The organism is Kaistella solincola, assembly GCF_000812875.1.
In the GTDB taxonomy this organism is placed as follows: domain Bacteria; phylum Bacteroidota; class Bacteroidia; order Flavobacteriales; family Weeksellaceae; genus Kaistella; species Kaistella solincola.
This window is the reverse complement of the sequence record NZ_JSYK01000005.1, coordinates 17,502-36,346: the sequence shown is the minus strand read 5'-3', so window position 1 is coordinate 36,346 and position 18,845 is coordinate 17,502. Positions and strand designations below refer to the sequence as shown.

The window sequence follows — 18,845 nt, the reverse complement described above, 5'->3', positions numbered from 1 at the left end:
AATAAATAATAGTATTATGCAATACAAAGTAGTAAATATTTTAAAAATATTTCTAATTTTTCATTGATTAAAGTCCGGACACAAAAAAAACCGCCCATTTCAGGCAGTTTTTTAGATTTTTCCAATTTGAAAAAAAAGCGGTTAAAAGCAGCATTTTTTTAAAGTTTATTTAAAATTAAAAAATATGCCCAAAAAGCGGCAAATAAATCGCTTATTCTTCCGGCCATTTTATAGAATGGTAATGCAGCGTACGATTTTCTGACTGTAATTTCTCCATTTTTTCTAAAAGATGACTGATGATTTCCAGCCCGGGCAAGTTCACTTCCAAATCATAATACCAGTTGGTAAACCTTTCGAAAGCCGGCAGCTCATCGTAGAGAAGATATTTAATTTCATTTTCGGTCACCGGAGAAACCAGCCCAGCTTCTTCCAAAGAATCAAAGAAGGTAATTTCTACATTATATATTTTTACGAGTTCTTCTCGGGAAATTCTTTCGCTCATTTTGCTAAATTTTTAAGTTTCAGGAATAATTCTTTTTCCTCTTCGGAAAGATTTTTCGGCAAATCGATGTGATAAGTTACGAGCAAATCCCCAAATTCGCCGTCTTTTTTATAAACGGGAAAACCTTTTCCCTTCAGCCGCACGGTGGTTCCGTTCTGGATTCCGGGTTTTACTTTCAAGTTTACATTTCCGTTCAAAGTCTGTACGTGCACTTCGCCACCCAAAATTGCAGTGTATAAATCAATGTGCAGTGGTGCGCTCAGATTATCGCCCTTTCTTTTAAAATGTGAATCTTCTTCGATATTAAAGGTGATGAAAAGATCGCCGTTCGGTCCGGCATTGTGCCCTGGATTTCCGTGACCTTTCACTTTGATTTTCTGACCGTCTGCGATTCCGGCAGGAATGGTGATGCGCACTTTTTTACCGTTGATTTCAAAAGTTTGCTGATGCGTTTTTGCCGCTTCGCGAAGTGGTAAATTCAGAGTTGCTTCCACATCCTGGCCTTTAAATTTCCCCGAAGCACTGCCGCGCGTTCGGCCACCAAAACCACCGCCACCGCCAAACATACTTTGGAAAAAATCAGAAAAATCAGCGCCATCTGCAAAATCTTCAGCGCCGAAACCTCCATACGACTGTTGGCCACCACCTTGTCCGCGATATTGCTGCTGCGCTTTCTGATATTCCTCGCCATGTTTCCAGTGCTCACCGTATTTATCGTATTTCGCGCGATTCTCCTTGTTGCTCAGGACTTCATTGGCCTCGTTGATTTCTTTAAATTTTCTTTCCGCTTCCTTATCGCCGGGATTAATGTCGGGGTGATATTTTCGGGCTAATTTCCGGTAGGCTTTTTTGATGTCGTCCGCAGATGCTTTCGAATCTATTCCCAACACTTTATAATAATCGATAAACGCCATGAAATAATGCTTTCTTCAAATTTATAAAAACTAAAACGTTTTCTATTTTAAAATTTTGTTAAAACTCCGGCGGAAAAATTTATAATTATTTTACTAAAAAATTCCGGGCAAAATGACACGATTTTTGCTACTCACCTAAAATGAAAAATTACCTGCTGCTTTTTTCAGTTCTCGCGCTTTTAAACTGTTCCAAAGAAAATTCTGCTGTTTCGGAAAGCACGAAAAACAGTACGGTAATCACCGATGAAAAAACCAAAAATTTGCCCGAAAAGCCGGTAAAAATTCCTGTTTCCGCTCAGATAAAAGAGCTTAATGAAGAAATTCTTGATACTTTAAAAAGTAGAGATATTGCTGCTTTTGCACAATTTATTCACCCTGAAAAGGGCGTTTTATTTTCAATGTACGGATACGTCGAGCCCGCAACCGATAAGCATTTCAGCCGTTCAGATTTTATAAAGTACAGCAACACCAACACGAAGTTTACCTGGGGCGCAAAAGACGGCACCGGCCAGCAACTCGTACTTTCTATCCAGGATTATCTCGCAGATTGGGTTTTCAAAAAAAATTTCTCCGGCGCTGCTTACTATTTTAATGTATTTAAAGGCAGCGGAAATTCTTTAAATAATTTGAAAACCATTTATCCGGGCGCTGTCTTCACAGAAAATTACATTGCCGGAACGGAAGAATACGGCGGTTTAGACTGGAATTCCCTGCGTTTTGTTTTTGAAAAACATGAAGGAAAATACTTTTTGGTCGCGGTGGTAAATGACCAATGGACTGTTTAGTTCGACAACAAACCGGAATTATAAACATTCAGTTATATTTGATTAAATTTTTATAAATGAAAGAAGTTCTAAAAAACTATTCCGGCATTATTTTCCTTTTAGGCGGGATTATCATCGGAAGTCTCATTGGGATATTTGCTCCAGATACAGTGGGATATTTAAAACCACTCGGCGATATTTTTCTGAATTTACTTTTCGTGAGCGTAGTTCCGCTCGTTTTTTTTGCTGTATCAAATTCCATTGCCCAAGTAGAAAAAGAAGGAAAATTCGGGAAAATTATATTATCCATGATTTTTACATTTCTTCTTTTCATCATTATTGCAGCACTTTTTACCATTGCCGTTGTTTACTTTTTCCCGACAGAGGCGCTACCTTCAAACTCACCTGAAACACTTGATGTCGGAGCGGATGTCACTTGGGGAGACCGCATTGTAAGCTTTTTCACCGTCGGTGAATTTACTGAACTGTTTTCGCGAAAAAACATGTTGGCACTGCTTATTTTTGCCTTCCTCACGGGAACCGCTGTACGAAAAGCGGGTGAAACCGGCAGACCATTCGCTCTTTTTCTCACTTCGGGTTACGAAGTCATGAAAGAACTTTTGCTCATTGTGATGAAAGCTGCACCCATCGGTTTGGGTGCGTATTTTGCGTATCAGGTTGCAACGGTAGGTCCGCAACTTTTCGGCTTTTATGCAAAACCACTGGCCGTGTATTATGTTGCCGGGATCGTTTATTTTCTGCTGTTTTTTACGTTGTATGTTTTTTTAGCCAAAGGAAAAGACGGCGTCCAAAAATTCTGGAAAAACAATATTTATCCAAGTTTAACCGCCATTTCTACGTGTAGCAGCTTTGCGACGATGCCTGCCAATTTGGAGGCCGCTGCAAAAATTGGAGTTCCTGACGCGATTTCTAATATTGTGATCCCGATTGGAAGTACACTGCATAAAAACGGTTCGTCCATGTCCTCTATTATTAAGATCTACGTTGCTTTTCTAATAATTGGCGAAGATTTTTTCGATCCGATGAATTTACTTTTAGCTTTGGGAATCACCGTTTTTGTAAGCATCGTCGCCGGCGGAATTCCGAACGGCGGTTATATCGGTGAGATGCTCATGATTTCGGTATATCAATTGCCGGTAGAAGCTATTCCTGCCGTAATGATTCTCGGGACTTTGGTTGATCCTTTAGCGACGGTTTTAAATTCTACTGGCGATACGGTCGCGGCGATGTTTGTAACTAAAATTTCCGGCGCAAAGTTTACGGAACCCAAAGATTTTGCGGTGTAAGATTCCATTTAATTCGTACTAAATAAAAAAGGCCGGTTCTCACGAACCCGCCTTTTCTTTTGCTGAAATATGAGTTATTTATAAGCTTCAATCGTTTTGTTAATCAAATCGATTTGTGCATTGATGGTTTTGCTTGTCGGATTTGCTTTTAGAACCTGCATTTTTTTCAGCAGCCCGTCCTGAAGAATTTTTACAATCATCATTTTCGCCTGCGAATTATTCCCGATCTGACCTTTCACCTGAGTTAAAACTTTGGTCACATTTTCGGTAGCTTTAAGGTTGTCCGAACTCATAATCCAGTTGAAACCATCTTCCGCGGCAGCGCCCAATTCCGGGTTCTGAAATTTCAAAAACGGATAAAATGCCGCTGTAGACGCAATGGCGGGCATTTGTTTTTCAATTTTATTTTTAACAATTGCCGGAAGAAGTTCAGCAATCAGTTCATCGCTGGAATTTTCCAGATCAATTTTGTCCGCTAAAGCAGCGATTCTACTCGGATCAATCGCCGCGATTGCGGAAAGTGAATTTGCTTTCACCGAATTGGAAACAGCATTCATTCCTTTTTCAAAAAGCGGCAAATATTTTTTGTCTTTTGTTTTTCCTAATGCTGAAATCGCCGAACCCTGAACCAAAGTTTTTGGGTCTGAATTGGCTATTTTTTCCACTTCTGCCAAGGCAGATTTTGCCTGATCAGCTTTTGATAAATCCAAACCGCTCAGCGCTTTCATTCTGATTCTGAAATTCGAATCTTTTAAAGCTGCAGTTAAAGTTTTCAGTGCCGCCGGATTTTTTGAAGCATTTTCCGCCGCATTTTCAACGGCTTTATAGCGGCTTAAAAATTCTTTCGAATTCTGATACTGCATTAAAAACTGCTCCGGTGTTTTGCTGTCGGTAAATATTCCAACTACCACTCCATCTGCATTGACGTTGATAAAGTCTGGATTTTTGGTCACATTAAAGGTGAAATCATTTTTATCTTTTGCGCTTACCCACACATTTTGCCGCGTTGGTTTTCCGTTGTCATAGATATCAATGGCGAGCGGAAACTGGAAAGCTGATCCGGGCTGCGTTTGGTTGATGGTCACTTTCACCTGTTTTTTAACCGGCTCAAAAGTCGCGGTATAACTCACCGTCGGATGCCCGCTGTTAAAATACCACTGATTGAAAAACCAGTTCAAATCTTTCCCCGAAACTTTTTCAAGAGCCAGACGCACTTGATGAGCTTCGCCAGTGCCATATTCATTGGTTTTTAAATAATCGGTCAAACCGGCAAAAAATGCCTCATCACCCAGATAATTTCTCAGCATGTGCAGAATTGCGCCGCCCTTGTTGTAAGAAACACCATCAAACATATCTTCGCGGTCATGGTAACTGAAACGCACCAAATCTTTAGTCGGATTTGAAGGATCCATGAAATAGCCTTGCAATGCTTTCATCATTCCATAATCCGCGAAATCTTTTCCGTATTTATGCTCATTCCAGATGTATTCTGAATAATTGGCAAACGATTCGTTAACGGTCAAATTACTCCAGCTTTCAGCCGTTACCAAATCGCCAAACCAGTGGTGGAAAAGTTCGTGTGAAATTACGTCTTCCCATTTATTTTCATCGATGAGGTCCCCGGGTTTTTGTTGCGCCGATTCCTGGTGAAGAACGGCAGTCGTATTTTCCATCGCACCGGAAACATAATCGCGCGCCGTCATTTGTGCATATTTTGACCACGGGAAATCGTAATTCAATCGTTTAGAAAAGAACTCGATCATTTCCGGCGTGTTGCCAAAAATCTGTTTTGCGTAGGGTTCATATTCCTTCTCAACATAATAATCTACGTCGATATTTCGCCATTTATCTTTCACGACGGCGTAATCTCCAACGCCCATAAAAAACAGGTAAGGTGCATGTTTTTTATCCATCACCCAATGGTCAGTGCGCAGTCCGTTGGCTTCTTTGGTAGAAGATTTCATTAAACCGTTGGATAAAGTCACGTATTTGTCGGGCACGGTCATATAAATTTCCTGCGTGGTTTTCTGGTTGGTTTTATCGATAGTCGGAAACCAGGCTGAGCTGGCTTCAGTTTCACCTTGGGTCCAGATTTGCGTCGGTTTGTCAGCAACTTTTCCCTGCGCGTTGATGAAATACAAACCCTTTGCATCAGAAATTGCGGCGCTTCCTTTGGTGGTTACTTCGTTCGGTCTCGCGGTATATTTGATGTAAACGGTATAATCCTGATTTCGGTTGTAAGTTTTATCGAGATTGATTTTGAGCATATCATCTTTATACTCATATTTTAGGGGGCTTTTTGCGCCATTTTTGTCCAAAGCCACTTCGTGGATGAGCATTGCCTTCGCATTTAAAACCAAAGAATCGGTTGGATAGAAATACGGTGCGGCGGTGAGCCATTCTTCGCCCGCCATCTGCTCTTTTTCGTAATCAAATTTCACCTTAAGTTTCGTATGTTTCAGCTCGTTCATTTTGGTGTGCGAAGCACGGTAAACTTCCGATCTGCCGGAAGTTTCGGTTTGTGCGAAGACATTTCCGGAAAAGAAAATTCCGAGCAAACTAAGGGAAATAATTATTTTTTTCATATGAATTTAGACTATGTTTTAATTTGAAAAAATTTGCCGTTAAAAGCAATATTTTTTTGTTTTTCTTAAGTTTTAAAAAGTTCTCTGAAATGCTGAAAATCAACATTTTTTGGTATAAAAAACTTTTTGAATTTATAAAATAATTGGTAGCTAAATGCACCAAAAAGTTACAAAAAAAAGTGAAGAGCAAACTTCACTTTAAATTTATTCTAAATCGCAACCGGCGCTTTGATTGCCGGATCCGGTGAATAATTTTCAAGTTCAAAATCCTCGAATTTAAAATCGAAAATATCTTTAATTTCGGGATTTAATTTCATCGTCGGCAAAGTTTTCGGGGTGCGCGAAAGCTGCTCATGAACCTGGTTGAAATGGTTATTATAGATATGAACATCACCAAAAGTGTGCACGTAATCGCCGACTTCCAGATCGCAAACCTGCGCCACCATCATCAAAAGCAAAGCATAGCTCGCGATATTGAACGGAACACCTAAAAAAACGTCCGCGCTTCTTTGATACAATTGAAGTGAAAGTTTTCCATCCGCGACATAAAACTGAAACAGCGCGTGACAAGGTGCTAAAGCCATATTCGGGATTTCTGCCACATTCCAGGCGGAAACAATCAAGCGGCGGGAATCCGGGTTTTTTTTAATCTGGTCAATTACTTCGGTAATCTGATCGATCACTTTTCCGTTGGCACCTTCCCAGCTGCGCCATTGCGCGCCGTAAACCGGCCCGAGATCACCATTTTCGTCTGCCCATTCGTTCCAGATGGAAACGCCGTTGTCATTCAGATATTTAATATTCGTATCACCATTTAAAAACCAAAGCAATTCATAAATAATGGACTTTAAATGAACCTTTTTTGTAGTCACAAGCGGGAAACCTTCTGCCAGATTATAGCGCAGCTGCGCACCGAAAATGCTGCGCGTTCCCGTGCCGGTTCTGTCCATTTTGTCGTTGCCGTGATCTAAAATATATTGAAGTAAATCGTGATAATTTTGCATTTCAGAGATATAATTGAAGTTTTCAGGCTAAAAATCAGGCGTTAAATTAAGCAATTTTCACGAAATATTTTTAATGATTTGCGTGTTGCCGTTCAGCGAGATTTCATCACCGTTTTTCTTTCCGGTTAAAGCATTTGCTAAAGGACTTTCGGGCGAAATCAGAAAAATCTTCTGCTTTCCGAGGGTAATTTCTCCCAGCGAAACCGCGATGTAAAAAAGACCTTTATCGGTTTCCACCAAACTTCCCAAACCCACGATTTGGTGCGGATTTAGATTAATGAATTGCAGCGAATTCCGGGCTTTTACATTTTCATTGAGCTGAATCTGCAGATTGTTGATTTCCTGCTGCACCATTTCACGAGAGGTTTCATATTTGTCGCCCATGGAACTTTTGGTTTCGTTGTTCGCAGCGCGGGTTTCCGCGATAAGCCGTTCGAGATTTTCGATTTTTTCCGAGAGCTTCGCGTGCAGAAGATCTAAAATTTCACTTTTATCCATTTTAAAAAAAACCTTAAAAAAGCCCCAAATTTTTTATTTTTTCAAAACAGCGTAACCGCCCACCGGCAAATAAAATTCTTTGTTCGTGGCGAAATTTTTCACCGGACCGCTGAAAACATTGGTAAAAGTTCCGGTAGCATTTTCGTCATCAATGCTGAAATTCACGTTTTCTTTCGAGAAATTTAAAACGGTCAAAACCTCATTTTTTCCGTTTTTTCTGATGTATGCAAAAATCTTGTCATCAGCAGAAGTTTTTAAAATCTGTGTTGTCGCTGCCGGATCACCGCCGCGTAGTGCAGGGTTTTCGGATTTTAAAGTAAGCAAAGCTTTATAGAAATCGTGCAGTTCATTTTTTCCGGTCCATGGAATTGGATCTTTTTCGAAAAACTCCAGACGTTTCGTTTTTAAAGGCAATTCCTGACCGTTATAAATAAGCGGAACGCCGTTCCAGGTCACGGAAAAAACCGCTAAAGGCTGCGCCAAATCACCATATTTTTCATATTCGGTTCCGTTCCAGGTATTTTCGTCATGATTGCTCGTAAACCAGGCGCGCATGGAAGAATCGCCGATTGCAGAATATCTGCCTAATAATTGCTTTAAATCCTCAAATGAAATTTTACCTTCATTATATTCCTGAGTTTTATGCATCCAGGTCCAGACATAACTCGCATCGAAAACTTTTCCGTATTCAGGGCTGTCGAGCTCATCAAATTCTCCGAGGAAAAACAGCGGCTTCAATTTTTCAACTTCTGGTCTTGCCTGCTGCCAGAAATCCACCTCAACCCAACTTGCAAGGTCACAACGGAAACCGTCAACATCCGCTTCGCGAACCCAAAATTTCATGGCATCGATCATTGCCTGGCGCATCGCGGGATTTGAATAATCGAGTTCGATAATGTCATCCATGCCGGAAGCGATCTGAAAATCGTTGGTTTTCGGATCTTTTAAATAATATTCCGGATGCGTTTTGGTCCAAACATGATCCCAGCCGGTGTGATTCGCCACCCAATCGATGATGACTTTGAAACCCATTTTATGTGCTTCGTCCACCATATGCTTGAAATCTTCCATCGTGCCGAATTCCGGGTTGATGGCGGTGTAATCCTGCGCCGCGTACTGGCTGCCCAAAGTTCCTTTTTTATTTTTTTGCGCGATGGGTGTAATCGGCATAAACCAAAGTGTTTTCACGCCCATGTCTTTCAGGCGCGGCATTTCTTTTTCGAAAGCGCGGAAAGTTCCTTCCGGCGTATATTGTCTGATGTTTACTTCGTAGATATTGGTGGTATGTTTCCACTCGGTCGGTACTTCCATTGTTTGGGTATTTTTTTGCGGCGTGCAGGAAACGAGTCCTACACCAAGAATTGCTAAAAGAATCAGTCTTTTCATGGCTAATGATTTAGCGCAAATGTAAAGTTTTTAATTGAATTGGTCTTTAAGTAAAGGTTGCGTTTTGTCATTTTAAAGAAAAATTCGCCGTTTTAAGGGCAAATTTTTTCAATAAAAAAACCCTGGAAAAGCAGGGTTTTTTCTATTTTTTTAAATAAAACTAGTCCAGATCATCGTCATCGAAATCGTCGTCTGCAAAATCATCGTCCTCGTCATCATCAAAAGAATCATCCTCGTCCTCAAAACTTGCACCGGCATAACCATCATCGAAAGACCCGAACTCATCGTCAGCCAAAGGAATTATTGTATTTTTCTTGCTTTTAGCACTGGATTTTGATGGCGCTTTTAAAGGCATTTTACCGAAACGGAAAACGGTAATCGGGTAATTAACCGCAGGTTTTTCATCGATGATTTCCACCAGTTCGCAGAAAAACTCCCACAAATCCATAAAACCGTACTGGAAGTGGATTTTGTCTCCAACGTTTTCGAAAACTTCGGTAATATAAACATCAGACATAATCTCGCCGTCACCATCATCGCTCATATCTTCCAGCGGAACCGATTTCACCACCACTCCATCTTCATCCAGAATATTGAAAATAGACAAATCCTCACCCATGAGTGAAAAAGCACTTTTGATCCCTAAATGCAGGTTCCAAAGTGTCTGTTTGCCTCTAATCTCTACATCTCTGAAAATATCCTCCTTGGCGTCTAAAATAATTCGGAGTTTATAAACCATTATTGCTTAAATTTTAATTAATTTTTAGATTTACTTGTGGGTACAAATATAAAACAATTGAAATTTGGCAAAAAAGTTATTCGGGGATTTTATTAAAAAAGTTTTTCATACATTTTGCCCCAAAACTAAACCTTCGGCAGCGAAAAACTAAATTTTGTACCTTCCAGGTAAACGCTTTCCACATTAATGGTTTCGGCGTGCGCTTCCAGAATGTGTTTTACGATCGCAAGCCCAAGACCCGAACCGCCGTCATTACGGTTTCGGCTGGATTCTATGCGGTAAAATCTTTCGAAAATTCTCGGTAAACTTTCGGCTTTTATTCCCATCCCGTTGTCTTCTACGGTGACGATGACTTTGGAATTCTGAACTGTAGTTTTTACGGTAACCGTTGCTTTTTCGCGGTTTGCATAATTAAGGGCATTGGTGATTAAATTCATCAAAACCTGAGAAATTTTCTGCTTGTCGGCATTTACAAAAATTTGGTTTGAAGCGGTTTGCAACAGGATTTTGGTATCTTTTTTCTGAGCTTCAAGATCCAACAAATCGATCATTTCACGAATGAGCAGATTGATGTCGAAACGACTTTTATTTAAGGTAATTTGGTCACTTTCGTATTGATTGATCATGTCCAGATCTTTCACGATTGTTAGTAATCTTTCCACGGATTTATCGATTCTGTCCAAATATTTATCGCGAATCGCCATATTTTCTATGGCGCCTTCGGTAAGCGTTTCCAGATAGCCCTGAATGGTGAAAAGCGGGGTTTTCAGCTCATGAGAAATATTACCGATGTATTCTTTGCGATACGTTTCCATTTCCTTCATCGTATCGATTTCGGTGGTGTTTCGAAGATTGAGATCCGAAAACCTTTTCCCGAGTTCCTGCAAATTGAGCTGATGATCTTCTTCACCAAATTCTTCCGGCAAAATGGTAGAAATTTTCTGAATTTGCCTTTTGCCGTAATAGCTGAAAAGGAAATCTACGACGAGATAATTGATGATAATCAGGAAAAAAGTGCTGATAAAAAGTCCCAGGAAAAACTCGCCGTTCGTTGCTGTATATTGGCTTTTCACCTCATCAAAAACGAAAACAAGCAGCAGCATAGAAGCCGTGAGGAAAAGCGCGGCGAGAAAAGTTAATCTGTAAATTTTCATGGTTAAAAGGGCAAAAAAATCAGTTTTACCGAACAAATTTAAACAACTAATTTATAACCGATTCCTTTTAAAGTCTGTATGGTTTCCATGCCGAGTTTTTCGCGCAGGCGGCGGATGTGTACGTCGATGGTTCTTTCGCCGACTACTACGTCATTTCCCCAAACTTTTTCCAATATTTCCTCGCGTTTGAAGACTTTTTCGGTGTTCGAAGCCAGAAGATACAGCAAATCAAACTCTTTTTTCGGAAGCAGAAAAAACTGACCGTTTTTGGTGACTTTCACATTGTCTTTATCGATAACCAAGTCGCCAATTTTCAGTATTTTGGCTTCATTGCTGACTTTTGAAGTGAGTTGCAACAGCGCATTAATTTTGGAAATGAGGATTTTCGGTTTGATGATTTTCACCACGTAATCGTTCGCGCCCGCCTGAAAACCTGCCAATTGTGAGAACTCCTCGCTTCTGGCCGATAAAAAAACGATGAGCGTGTTCTGTAGTTCTTTAATGGTTCGCAGTTCAGTGCATGTTTCAATGCCGTCTTTTTCGGGCATCATCACATCCAACAAAATAAGGTCGGGAACAATTACTTTTGCTTTTGCAATCCCGTCATTTCCGTTCGTGGCGGTGGTTACCTGATAACCTTCTTTTTCAAGATTATAAGACAGGATTTCTAAAATATCTTCTTCATCATCAATCAAAAGAATTTTTTTCTGGTTCATTGCTTAGAGTTTATCCTTTCAAAATTACTCAATTTAACGGCTAAAAAATGCATGGTAAAAAATGTTCATCATAAATTAATATTGAGCCGGTTTTGTTAAAGAAACCGTAAGATATAATTAAAGCTGGCGCAACACCTTTTCAGCGGGTAATTTCTTCCTTTGTCCCGAAAGAAAAACTAAAGAAAGAAGAAAATGAAAATTAGAAAATTGGGTCTTGCTTTTATAATGCTGAATATTTCCGCAACTTACTTTTACGCGCAGGATACCATTAATAAAGAGAAAAGAATAGATGAAGTTGTCATTACTTCCTCCGCAAATAAAAAATCTGAAAGCGCACTTTTAATAGATCAGAAAAAAGCGATTATCCAGAAGCAATCCATGGGTTCGGAAGAAATATCGCGGAAAGGAATTTCAAATATCGAACAGGCGCTTACCAAAGTTACGGGAATTACCAACGTTGAAGGCCGCGGCTTATTTGTTCGAGGTTTGGAAGACCGCTACAACACGTTGCTGATTAATGGTTTAGGTTCGCCATCAAACAATCCGTTTCAGAAAATTATCGCATTGAAGCAGTTTCCGACAGACGTTGTGGGAAAACTGAATATCTATAAGACGTTCAATTCTAATTTATACGCTGATTTTGCGGGCGCCACTTTCGATATTGAAACCTTGACTTATGAAAAACCGTTTTCAAAAGTGGAATTCGGCATTGGCATCAATACTTTAAGCACTTTTCGGAATGATTTTAAAATTAATCCGAACGCAAATACCATCGAAGGTTTTATTGGGCTAAATTCCAAAAAAAGGCAATTACCACAGCAAATAAATGGCTACCGCCCGTCGAGCTACAATTTTAATGCTGAAGAATCCAGAAATTCTTTTGGTGAAGGCTGGAATGTGGATAATATTAAATCTTTACCGAACACCAGCCTTGGATTTACCACCGCGCAAAAATTTAAAATCGGTGAAACTTCGAATCTTGGATTTTTATTTTCACTGAATCAGGGAAATAATTTTCAGTATAAAGAAGGCAAAAAAAACCAGTTCCGCCTGAACGGAAATTCCATCGATTATAACAATTTGCTGAACCGGAAAGAATACATCTACGAAACGGAATCTTCGGTTTTGCTTGGTTTAGGTTTTAAAAATAAAGGAACAGCGGTAAATTTAAACGGTTTCTTCCTGCAAAATTCCGAAAACCTAATCCAGGATTATATCGGCTACCGAAATGGTGAAACCAATAATGAGCAATTTATTCGGGTTAATCAGCAGGATATTTCCCGCTTTACCGATTTGCAGTTGACGTCTTCACAAAAAATTTCTGACAGACATTCCGTAAAAGCCGGCGCGAGCTGGGTGAATAATTTCTACCAGCAACCCGACCGAAAAATCATGTACGGAAGACCACAAGACAATAACGAAATAAATCTCTCTTTTGGCGGGAATAATTTGCTGCGACAATATCTGGACGTAAACGGTAAAAATTACTTGTCAGCTTTCGCGGAATATGCGGTTAATCTTGGTGAAAAAGGCGATAAAAAAGATTTTCCATGGCAGATCGCCTTGGGCTACAACGGTTTTGCGGATGTAAGAAATACTTCTTACCGCTTTATTTATTCGGTTTTGGACAATCCGGCGAAGTCGCAAATTACCGTAGACAGAGACGCGCCGCAGGCGCTTTTCGATCAGGCGCTGAGTGACGTAACTTATCATTACCGCGAAGGTTCTACTTCAGAATACAAAAATAATTTGTACCAGTTTGTAAACGCGGGTTACCTCAACATCAATTATAAACCATCGGAATTATGGGATATTTTGGTTGGTGGCAGAGTTGAAAATAATATCAATATAACCCGATATAAACCCATCAGCGTCGGTATTAATGATGATTTTGTAACCTTAACGAAAAACCAATATTACATTTTGCCTTCGTTGTCGGTGAAAAGAAGCTTGAACACGAAATCGAACATCCGTTTTGCGGCGAGTAAAACCATTACGAGACCTATTTTGATTGAATATATGCCGATCACGTACATCAATCCGGATAACGAAAACATTTTCGGAAATAAAAACCTGACCAACAGCGAAAATTACAATTTCGACCTCAAGTATGAAATTTTCCCGAGCAACAAGGAAATGTTCGCCGTGAACCTTTTCACGAAGAAAATCGATAAAGCCATTGAACGTTCCTACATCGCCTCCGGAAATTCTAACGGCCAAACGATTACTTTTTTCAATTCTAAAACCGCCAACCTTGCGGGCGTGGAACTGGAAGGAATCTTTTCCTTAAATCGCCTCAGCGAAGCTTTATCGCGCTGGACTTTCGGTGCAAATACGACACTGATGTATTCTGATGTGCAACGCAGCGCCGACCAATCTCAGGAAACCGACGTTGAAGCCAACCGAAAGCGCGCTTTACAAGGCGCCGCGCCGTGGACGGTAAACGCAGATTTGAAATATGAGTACAAAAACGCCCAAAATTTCACCAAAACCTATTCACTTGTTTACAATGTTTCCGGCAAGAAAATTTACGGAGTTGGCTTTTCCAAACTCGACAATATTTACGAAATGCCTTTCCACCAGCTGGATTTTGTTTACAACAACCATATATCCAAAAATTGGAACGTGAAATTCGCCATTCAAAATCTTTTAAATTCTCAATATAATCTGAAACTCGGCGACAACAGTTTAGTTCAGGTTCAGGAAAGTTCGCTGCTGATGGAAAACTACAAAAAAGGAACTTCATTTAATTTGACCATCGGCTATACTTTCTAATTCAAATCAATCACATTATAAAATAAAAAGAAATGAAAAGAAACATTTTAACATTAATGGCCCTAGGCCTTGTTCTAACTGCAACTTCGTGTACAGTAGACATTCGCGAAGATAATGACACACCGGTAAACACCGGCGGCAACACAGGAACCACCGGAAATGTACTGGACGGTTCCGGAACTTTATCCGGAGAAATTTCAAAGGATTTGCTCATTAAAAAAGGAAATTATACGCTGAAAGGCATTGTAAAAGTAAGTTCCGGAGCAACACTTACCATTGAGCCGGGCGCAATTTTTACCGCAACAACTACCGATGTTAGTGGTTTGGTGATTTTAAAAGGTGCAAAAATAAACGCTGTGGGAACACCGGATTCTCCGATTGTTTTCACTTCAGATAAAAAAACTCCGGGTGATTGGGGCGGAATTACTTTATACGGCGATGCGCCGATCAAGGCTTTAAACGGTGCAACCACCGCGCTTTCCGAAGACGGAAACAACCAATATTATGGTGGCGCGGATGCGAACTCCAATTCCGGGACCATGAAATATGTCCGTGTGGAATACGGCGGCAGAAAAATCGGTGACGGAACTTCGGAAACCAATTCCATGACCTTTTATGCGGTTGGTGCCGGTACGACTTTGGAAAATCTGGTAGCCTATAAAGGTACAGACGATGGTTATGAATTTTTCGGTGGAACAGTAAGTGCAAAAAACCTTGTTTCTTACGGAAATTATGACGACTCTTTCGACTGGCAGGATGCGTGGAGCGGCCAAACCAACTCTAACTGGTACGCGTACCAAACCGGAATCGGGAATTTCGGAATGGAAATCGAAGCTTCTTCTAACGCCGATAATATCTCACCGAAAGTAAATAATATTACCTTAATTCGTGCGGCAGGAACTTTACCCGAAGTTTCAGGTTCTGCGGAAATTTCCGCCATCCAATTTAAAAAACAGGGAACAGGAATTTTCTCCAACGTGTACATTGACGGATACAAAAACACCGGCGGAAAACAAGCGTACGGCGTGCTGATTCAGGATTTAGCAACAGAAACGAGCCAATTAGTTACCGGAAAAATCAAAGTTAGTCCGTTGTTCGCAACCGCAAATAATGACAATGTATTGAAATTCGGTTACGGATTCACTTCCGCAATCCCTGCCACTTATGTTAATGCTACAGGCGTTACAAAAGTTGCGATGACAGGCGGCGCGTGGGCAACGGTAAACGGCGAAAACTTGCTTGCACCGCTTCAATAATTTTATCGAAATTCATATCAAATTAAAAGGGTTTTCAATAGAAAACCCTTTTTTTTATTCCTCATCTTCATATTGTTCCAGATAGTAGGCAAAAGAAAAATCTTCCACTTCTTCATCGGCATCTTCCAAAGTGGTCAGCAAATCTTCGAAATCTTCCAGCTGATCGACGCCCATATTTACAAATTCAATATGCAGCGGCATTTCCACAAAACCCGTAAGCGAATCGTAAAGCGCATCTAAATTATCACCGAAAAATTCTGGAAGCTCCAGTTTTTCCTTCAATTGCTCATAGAATTCTTCGTAATCTCCTATTTCTGTAAAGTCGATATATACTGCTTTCATGGTGGTTGGTGGTCAGTGGTTAGTTGTCAGTAATCAGCGGTCCCGTTATTTACTTTTTACTTGGCTCGTTAACGCTATTGTTTTTCAAAGCTTTTATAATGATTTTTTGTCAACCAAACTTCGCCATTTTTGGTAAAAACAATTCGGTCTGCATTTCGGTTTCCGCAGTTGTAGTTTACGTCGGCTTCGAAATATTGATTTCCCGCGGGCAAAAATTTTTCACGGTTGCTGAATTTATCACCACCAATCGCGCGACCCGGCAAAACATCACAAAGATTTCCTTTTGACGGCACCCAGCCTTCTTTCCGAGCTTCAGATTTGGTTAAATAATATTCAGGCAATTCGTGATTTTCTTTAACGTAGTTGATGACCAAATTCTCTTCGGTGAGTTCATCAATATTTTTAGAAAAATTTGCCGTTGTAGCGGCATTTTTTTCAGAATTTCTGTCGTTTACATTTTGATTAACCGAAACGTTTTTATTTGCCGTTGTTTCACCTTTTTTTTCGATTTTATAATTATTGATGAAATACATCACCGAAAAAGTGGTGAGCGATCCGATGAGGAAAAAAAGCGCCAGCCTGATTTTATCTTTGTTCATTTAGGTATTTAATAAAAATTTAGTGTTTTAGCAGGATTTTTTTTTGTACAAGGTCTGATGTCTGATGTCTGATTTCTAAACTGTCAACTGACCACTATCAAATGTCTTCACCGCCATTCTTCCGGAATATCGCATACTGGAATCGGCTGAATTTTGTGTTGCGCGGCGCGGTTCATCCGCTTGAAAATTTTATAAACCTCCAGATCGCGTCCGGAGTAATCTTCTTCCGTTTTGGTGCCCCATTCTTTTTGAATTTTTTCCAGCTCCGGGTATGATGCTCCGATTTGCTGTTCATCAGTCCGTATTTCATCCCAAAGCCCATCAGCCGGAATTGCATTTTGAATTGATTCTACTAGATTTAACGAACTTGCCAAAGTGTATACTTCCGTTTTATAAAGGTCGGCAATCGGCGAAACATCTACGCCGCCATCGCCGTATTTTGTGTAAAAACCAATTCCAAAATCTTCGACTTTATTTCCGGTTCCGCAGACCAAAAGTCCGTTAATCTGGCCGTAATAATATAAAGTCAGCATTCGCAATCGGCTTCTGGTATTGGCAAAAGCAAGCTTTTCGGCCGGAAATTTTTCCTCATCAACCTGAAGAGTCGAATAAAGCTGCTCAAAAGCCGGCGTTAAATTCACAGATGAAGCTTCTATATTGGTAAATCTCCTTTTCAAATCTTCCATATGCTCCCAGGCGCGAGAAACTTCATCAGGATTCTGGCGAATGGGCATTTCCAGCAACATTGTTTTTAAGCCGGTCATTGCGCACAACGTAGAAACCACCGCGGAATCTACACCTCCGGAAACGCCCACAATATAACCGTTCACATTGGCATTTTTCGCGTAATCGCGAAGCCACGTTACAATCCGTTCCGTAATTTTTTCTGTCTGCATTTGGTTTTTATTAAAAATTGAAGGTTACTGAAGAAAGGAATTATCGCTAAAAAATTGCTTATTTTTGCTAATCTAAATACGATGTAAAAATAATGAAGTTTTTTAAATATCTCTTTTTTTCTGTGCTGTTCCTGAGTTTCAGCATTGCCTGCAACAAAAGCAAGGAAAATAACTGGAAAATCGATCTGAAAGAACCGCCACAAAAAGTAGAAATTACCGACATTTCGAAGGAATTTTACGATTCTGCCGTGCCGCTGGAATCTTTTGCAAAAAAATATCCATGGTTTCAGGGAACTGTTCCGAACGATGAATTTGAAATTCGCCGGAGCGACGCTGAGGAACAGAAAATTTATACCGAAGCGGTTTCGAAAATTGACCTGGCAAAACTTCAGACCGATTTAGGAAATTTATTTGCCCATGTTCAGTACTATTTTCCCGATTTTCAAAATCCCCAAGTTTTCCTTTATTCCTCGGCTTTGCAAGGCGCGCTGGAACCGGTTTTTTATAAACCACAGGAAAATATGCTCTTCATCGACGTGACCGGTTTTATGGGCGACAATAATCCGAATTATGCAGGAATGGAAACCTATTTCCAGAAAAGCATGAATCCGCAAAATATTTTACCAAAAGTTTCAGAGGTTTTCGCGGAACTTTTTGTGCCGGCAACCGGTGATCGCCAGAAATTCCTCGATGAATTGGTTTATCAGGGAAAAATAATGATTTTGCAGGATGCATTTTTACCAGCGGAACCCGATTATTTAAAAATCAACTACACGCCGAAACAATATGAATGGGCGCAGGCAAACGAAGCCAATATCTGGAATTATTTCGTGGAAAACAATCTGATTTTCAGTGATGATATGCGCCTTTCCGAAAGATTTATCAAGCCCGGACCGTTTTCAAAATTCTACACCGAAATCGATAACGAATCTTCACCGCAAGTCGGAATTTTCAGCGGTTGGCAGATTTGTAAAAAATATTTTAAAGAAAACCCAAATACCAAACTTCAGGATTTTCTAAAAATGAATGCTCAGGACATCTTTAATGAAAGTAATTATAAACCCAAAAACTAATGAGAAAGACCCAAATAACCATAGATATTGAACTTGATGACAACCAGGTTCCGGAAAGAATGACCTGGAACGCGGAAGACGGCGGCATCGAAAAAGAGGACACAAAAGCAACGATGATTTCCGTGTGGGACGATAAAAGAAAAGAAGCGCTGCGCATCGATCTTTGGACCAAAGAAATGCCTGTGGATCAGATGAAAATGTTTCTGCACCAAATTTTAATCTCCATGGCCAGCACCTACGAACGCGCTACGGGTGAAGAAGATGTCGCACAATGGATGGACCAAATGGCGGAAGAGTTTGCTGTAAAATCGGCAATAAAATTCTAAAAGCATTAA

Annotated in this window: 18 protein-coding genes; 6 read left to right on the top strand and 12 right to left on the bottom strand. The window is 40.2% G+C overall.

Annotated elements, in window-relative coordinates:
* Positions 1-211 precede the first annotated feature (211 nt).
* Complete coding sequence (locus tag OA84_RS10880; protein ID WP_039346444.1) at positions 212-502, bottom strand: chaperone modulator CbpM; 291 nt, start codon at positions 500-502, stop codon at positions 212-214.
* The gene (locus OA84_RS10875) at positions 499-1,416 is read right to left on the bottom strand and encodes a DnaJ C-terminal domain-containing protein (RefSeq protein WP_039346441.1); all 918 of its coding nucleotides are present in this window, start codon (positions 1,414-1,416) and stop codon (positions 499-501) included. The genes OA84_RS10880 and OA84_RS10875 overlap by 4 nt, the downstream gene beginning before the upstream one ends.
* 140 nt (positions 1,417-1,556) lie before the next feature.
* Here OA84_RS10875 and OA84_RS10870 point away from each other — a divergent pair, with 140 nt between their 5' ends.
* Together OA84_RS10870 and OA84_RS10865 are read left to right on the top strand one after the other, a co-directional pair.
* Entirely contained in the window at positions 1,557-2,201 is a 645-nt protein-coding gene (locus tag OA84_RS10870; RefSeq protein WP_039346438.1) for a hypothetical protein, read from the top strand.
* A 56-nt stretch (positions 2,202-2,257) separates the two neighbouring features.
* Complete coding sequence (locus OA84_RS10865) at positions 2,258-3,487, top strand: dicarboxylate/amino acid:cation symporter (protein ID WP_039346435.1); 1,230 nt, start codon at positions 2,258-2,260, stop codon at positions 3,485-3,487.
* A gap of 74 nt (positions 3,488-3,561) precedes the next feature.
* Here the strand turns inward: OA84_RS10865 and OA84_RS10860 are convergent, their stop codons facing one another.
* From OA84_RS10860 to OA84_RS10825, 7 genes are all read right to left on the bottom strand, one after another.
* Positions 3,562-6,072: a M1 family aminopeptidase gene (locus OA84_RS10860; protein WP_039346432.1), complete on the bottom strand. Its 2,511-nt coding sequence runs from the start codon at positions 6,070-6,072 to the stop codon at positions 3,562-3,564.
* A 209-nt stretch (positions 6,073-6,281) separates the two neighbouring features.
* Complete coding sequence (locus OA84_RS10850; RefSeq protein ID WP_039346425.1) at positions 6,282-7,076, bottom strand: thymidylate synthase; 795 nt, start codon at positions 7,074-7,076, stop codon at positions 6,282-6,284.
* A 57-nt stretch (positions 7,077-7,133) separates the two neighbouring features.
* The gene (locus OA84_RS10845) at positions 7,134-7,574 is read right to left on the bottom strand and encodes a GreA/GreB family elongation factor (protein ID WP_039346422.1); all 441 of its coding nucleotides are present in this window, start codon (positions 7,572-7,574) and stop codon (positions 7,134-7,136) included.
* Between the two features lie 33 nt (positions 7,575-7,607).
* Positions 7,608-8,960, bottom strand: coding sequence for an alpha-amylase family glycosyl hydrolase (locus OA84_RS10840; RefSeq protein WP_039346419.1), 1,353 nt, complete (start codon positions 8,958-8,960; stop codon positions 7,608-7,610).
* A 160-nt stretch (positions 8,961-9,120) separates the two neighbouring features.
* Positions 9,121-9,699, bottom strand: coding sequence for an IS1096 element passenger TnpR family protein (locus tag OA84_RS10835; protein WP_039346417.1), 579 nt, complete (start codon positions 9,697-9,699; stop codon positions 9,121-9,123).
* Positions 9,700-9,824: 125 nt separating this feature from the next.
* A complete protein-coding gene (locus tag OA84_RS10830) occupies positions 9,825-10,853 on the bottom strand; it encodes a sensor histidine kinase (protein WP_039346518.1) in 1,029 nt (342 codons plus the stop codon).
* Between the two features lie 38 nt (positions 10,854-10,891).
* Positions 10,892-11,569 carry a response regulator transcription factor gene (locus tag OA84_RS10825; RefSeq protein ID WP_039346414.1) on the bottom strand — a complete coding sequence of 226 codons (678 nt, stop codon included), beginning with the start codon at positions 11,567-11,569 and terminating at the stop codon, positions 10,892-10,894.
* Positions 11,570-11,761: 192 nt separating this feature from the next.
* Here OA84_RS10825 and OA84_RS10820 point away from each other — a divergent pair, with 192 nt between their 5' ends.
* On the top strand, positions 11,762-14,344 hold the full coding sequence (locus OA84_RS10820) for a TonB-dependent receptor plug domain-containing protein (protein WP_039346411.1): 2,583 nt from the start codon (positions 11,762-11,764) through the stop codon (positions 14,342-14,344).
* A 32-nt stretch (positions 14,345-14,376) separates the two neighbouring features.
* Positions 14,377-15,600, top strand: coding sequence for a hypothetical protein (locus OA84_RS10815; RefSeq protein ID WP_039346409.1), 1,224 nt, complete (start codon positions 14,377-14,379; stop codon positions 15,598-15,600).
* 54 nt (positions 15,601-15,654) lie between these two features.
* Here the strand turns inward: OA84_RS10815 and OA84_RS10810 are convergent, their stop codons facing one another.
* The 3 genes from OA84_RS10810 to nadE all read right to left on the bottom strand — a co-directional run bounded on the left by OA84_RS10810 (position 15,655) and on the right by nadE (position 17,437).
* Positions 15,655-15,942: a barstar family protein gene (locus tag OA84_RS10810; protein ID WP_039346406.1), complete on the bottom strand. Its 288-nt coding sequence runs from the start codon at positions 15,940-15,942 to the stop codon at positions 15,655-15,657.
* A 74-nt stretch (positions 15,943-16,016) separates the two neighbouring features.
* Positions 16,017-16,541: a ribonuclease domain-containing protein gene (locus OA84_RS10805; RefSeq protein ID WP_039346403.1), complete on the bottom strand. Its 525-nt coding sequence runs from the start codon at positions 16,539-16,541 to the stop codon at positions 16,017-16,019.
* Between the two features lie 107 nt (positions 16,542-16,648).
* A complete protein-coding gene (nadE, locus tag OA84_RS10800; RefSeq protein WP_039346401.1) occupies positions 16,649-17,437 on the bottom strand; it encodes an NAD(+) synthase in 789 nt (262 codons plus the stop codon).
* Between the two features lie 92 nt (positions 17,438-17,529).
* On the opposite strand from nadE, the gene gldB reads away from it, so the two are divergent.
* Positions 17,530-18,510 carry a gliding motility lipoprotein GldB gene (gldB, locus tag OA84_RS10795; RefSeq protein WP_039346398.1) on the top strand — a complete coding sequence of 327 codons (981 nt, stop codon included), beginning with the start codon at positions 17,530-17,532 and terminating at the stop codon, positions 18,508-18,510.
* On the top strand, positions 18,510-18,836 hold the full coding sequence (gene gldC / locus OA84_RS10790) for a gliding motility protein GldC (RefSeq protein ID WP_039346395.1): 327 nt from the start codon (positions 18,510-18,512) through the stop codon (positions 18,834-18,836). Before gldB ends, gldC begins: the two co-directional genes overlap by 1 nt.
* Positions 18,837-18,845 lie beyond the last annotated feature (9 nt).

Bases quoted from the DNA above. Each gene is read 5' to 3' on its own strand.
- OA84_RS10880 (WP_039346444.1), bottom strand. From the start codon at position 502: ATGAGCGAAAGAATTTCCCGAGAAGAACTCGTAAAAATATATAATGTA.
- OA84_RS10875 (WP_039346441.1), bottom strand. From the start codon at position 1,416: ATGGCGTTTATCGATTATTATAAAGTGTTGGGAATAGATTCGAAAGCA.
- OA84_RS10870 (WP_039346438.1), top strand. From the start codon at position 1,557: ATGAAAAATTACCTGCTGCTTTTTTCAGTTCTCGCGCTTTTAAACTGT.
- OA84_RS10865 (WP_039346435.1), top strand. From the start codon at position 2,258: ATGAAAGAAGTTCTAAAAAACTATTCCGGCATTATTTTCCTTTTAGGC.
- OA84_RS10860 (WP_039346432.1), bottom strand. From the start codon at position 6,072: ATGAAAAAAATAATTATTTCCCTTAGTTTGCTCGGAATTTTCTTTTCC.
- OA84_RS10850 (WP_039346425.1), bottom strand. From the start codon at position 7,076: ATGCAAAATTATCACGATTTACTTCAATATATTTTAGATCACGGCAAC.
- OA84_RS10845 (WP_039346422.1), bottom strand. From the start codon at position 7,574: ATGGATAAAAGTGAAATTTTAGATCTTCTGCACGCGAAGCTCTCGGAA.
- OA84_RS10840 (WP_039346419.1), bottom strand. From the start codon at position 8,960: ATGAAAAGACTGATTCTTTTAGCAATTCTTGGTGTAGGACTCGTTTCC.
- OA84_RS10835 (WP_039346417.1), bottom strand. From the start codon at position 9,699: ATGGTTTATAAACTCCGAATTATTTTAGACGCCAAGGAGGATATTTTC.
- OA84_RS10830 (WP_039346518.1), bottom strand. From the start codon at position 10,853: ATGAAAATTTACAGATTAACTTTTCTCGCCGCGCTTTTCCTCACGGCT.
- OA84_RS10825 (WP_039346414.1), bottom strand. From the start codon at position 11,569: ATGAACCAGAAAAAAATTCTTTTGATTGATGATGAAGAAGATATTTTA.
- OA84_RS10820 (WP_039346411.1), top strand. From the start codon at position 11,762: ATGAAAATTAGAAAATTGGGTCTTGCTTTTATAATGCTGAATATTTCC.
- OA84_RS10815 (WP_039346409.1), top strand. From the start codon at position 14,377: ATGAAAAGAAACATTTTAACATTAATGGCCCTAGGCCTTGTTCTAACT.
- OA84_RS10810 (WP_039346406.1), bottom strand. From the start codon at position 15,942: ATGAAAGCAGTATATATCGACTTTACAGAAATAGGAGATTACGAAGAA.
- OA84_RS10805 (WP_039346403.1), bottom strand. From the start codon at position 16,541: ATGAACAAAGATAAAATCAGGCTGGCGCTTTTTTTCCTCATCGGATCG.
- nadE (WP_039346401.1), bottom strand. From the start codon at position 17,437: ATGCAGACAGAAAAAATTACGGAACGGATTGTAACGTGGCTTCGCGAT.
- gldB (WP_039346398.1), top strand. From the start codon at position 17,530: ATGAAGTTTTTTAAATATCTCTTTTTTTCTGTGCTGTTCCTGAGTTTC.
- gldC (WP_039346395.1), top strand. From the start codon at position 18,510: ATGAGAAAGACCCAAATAACCATAGATATTGAACTTGATGACAACCAG.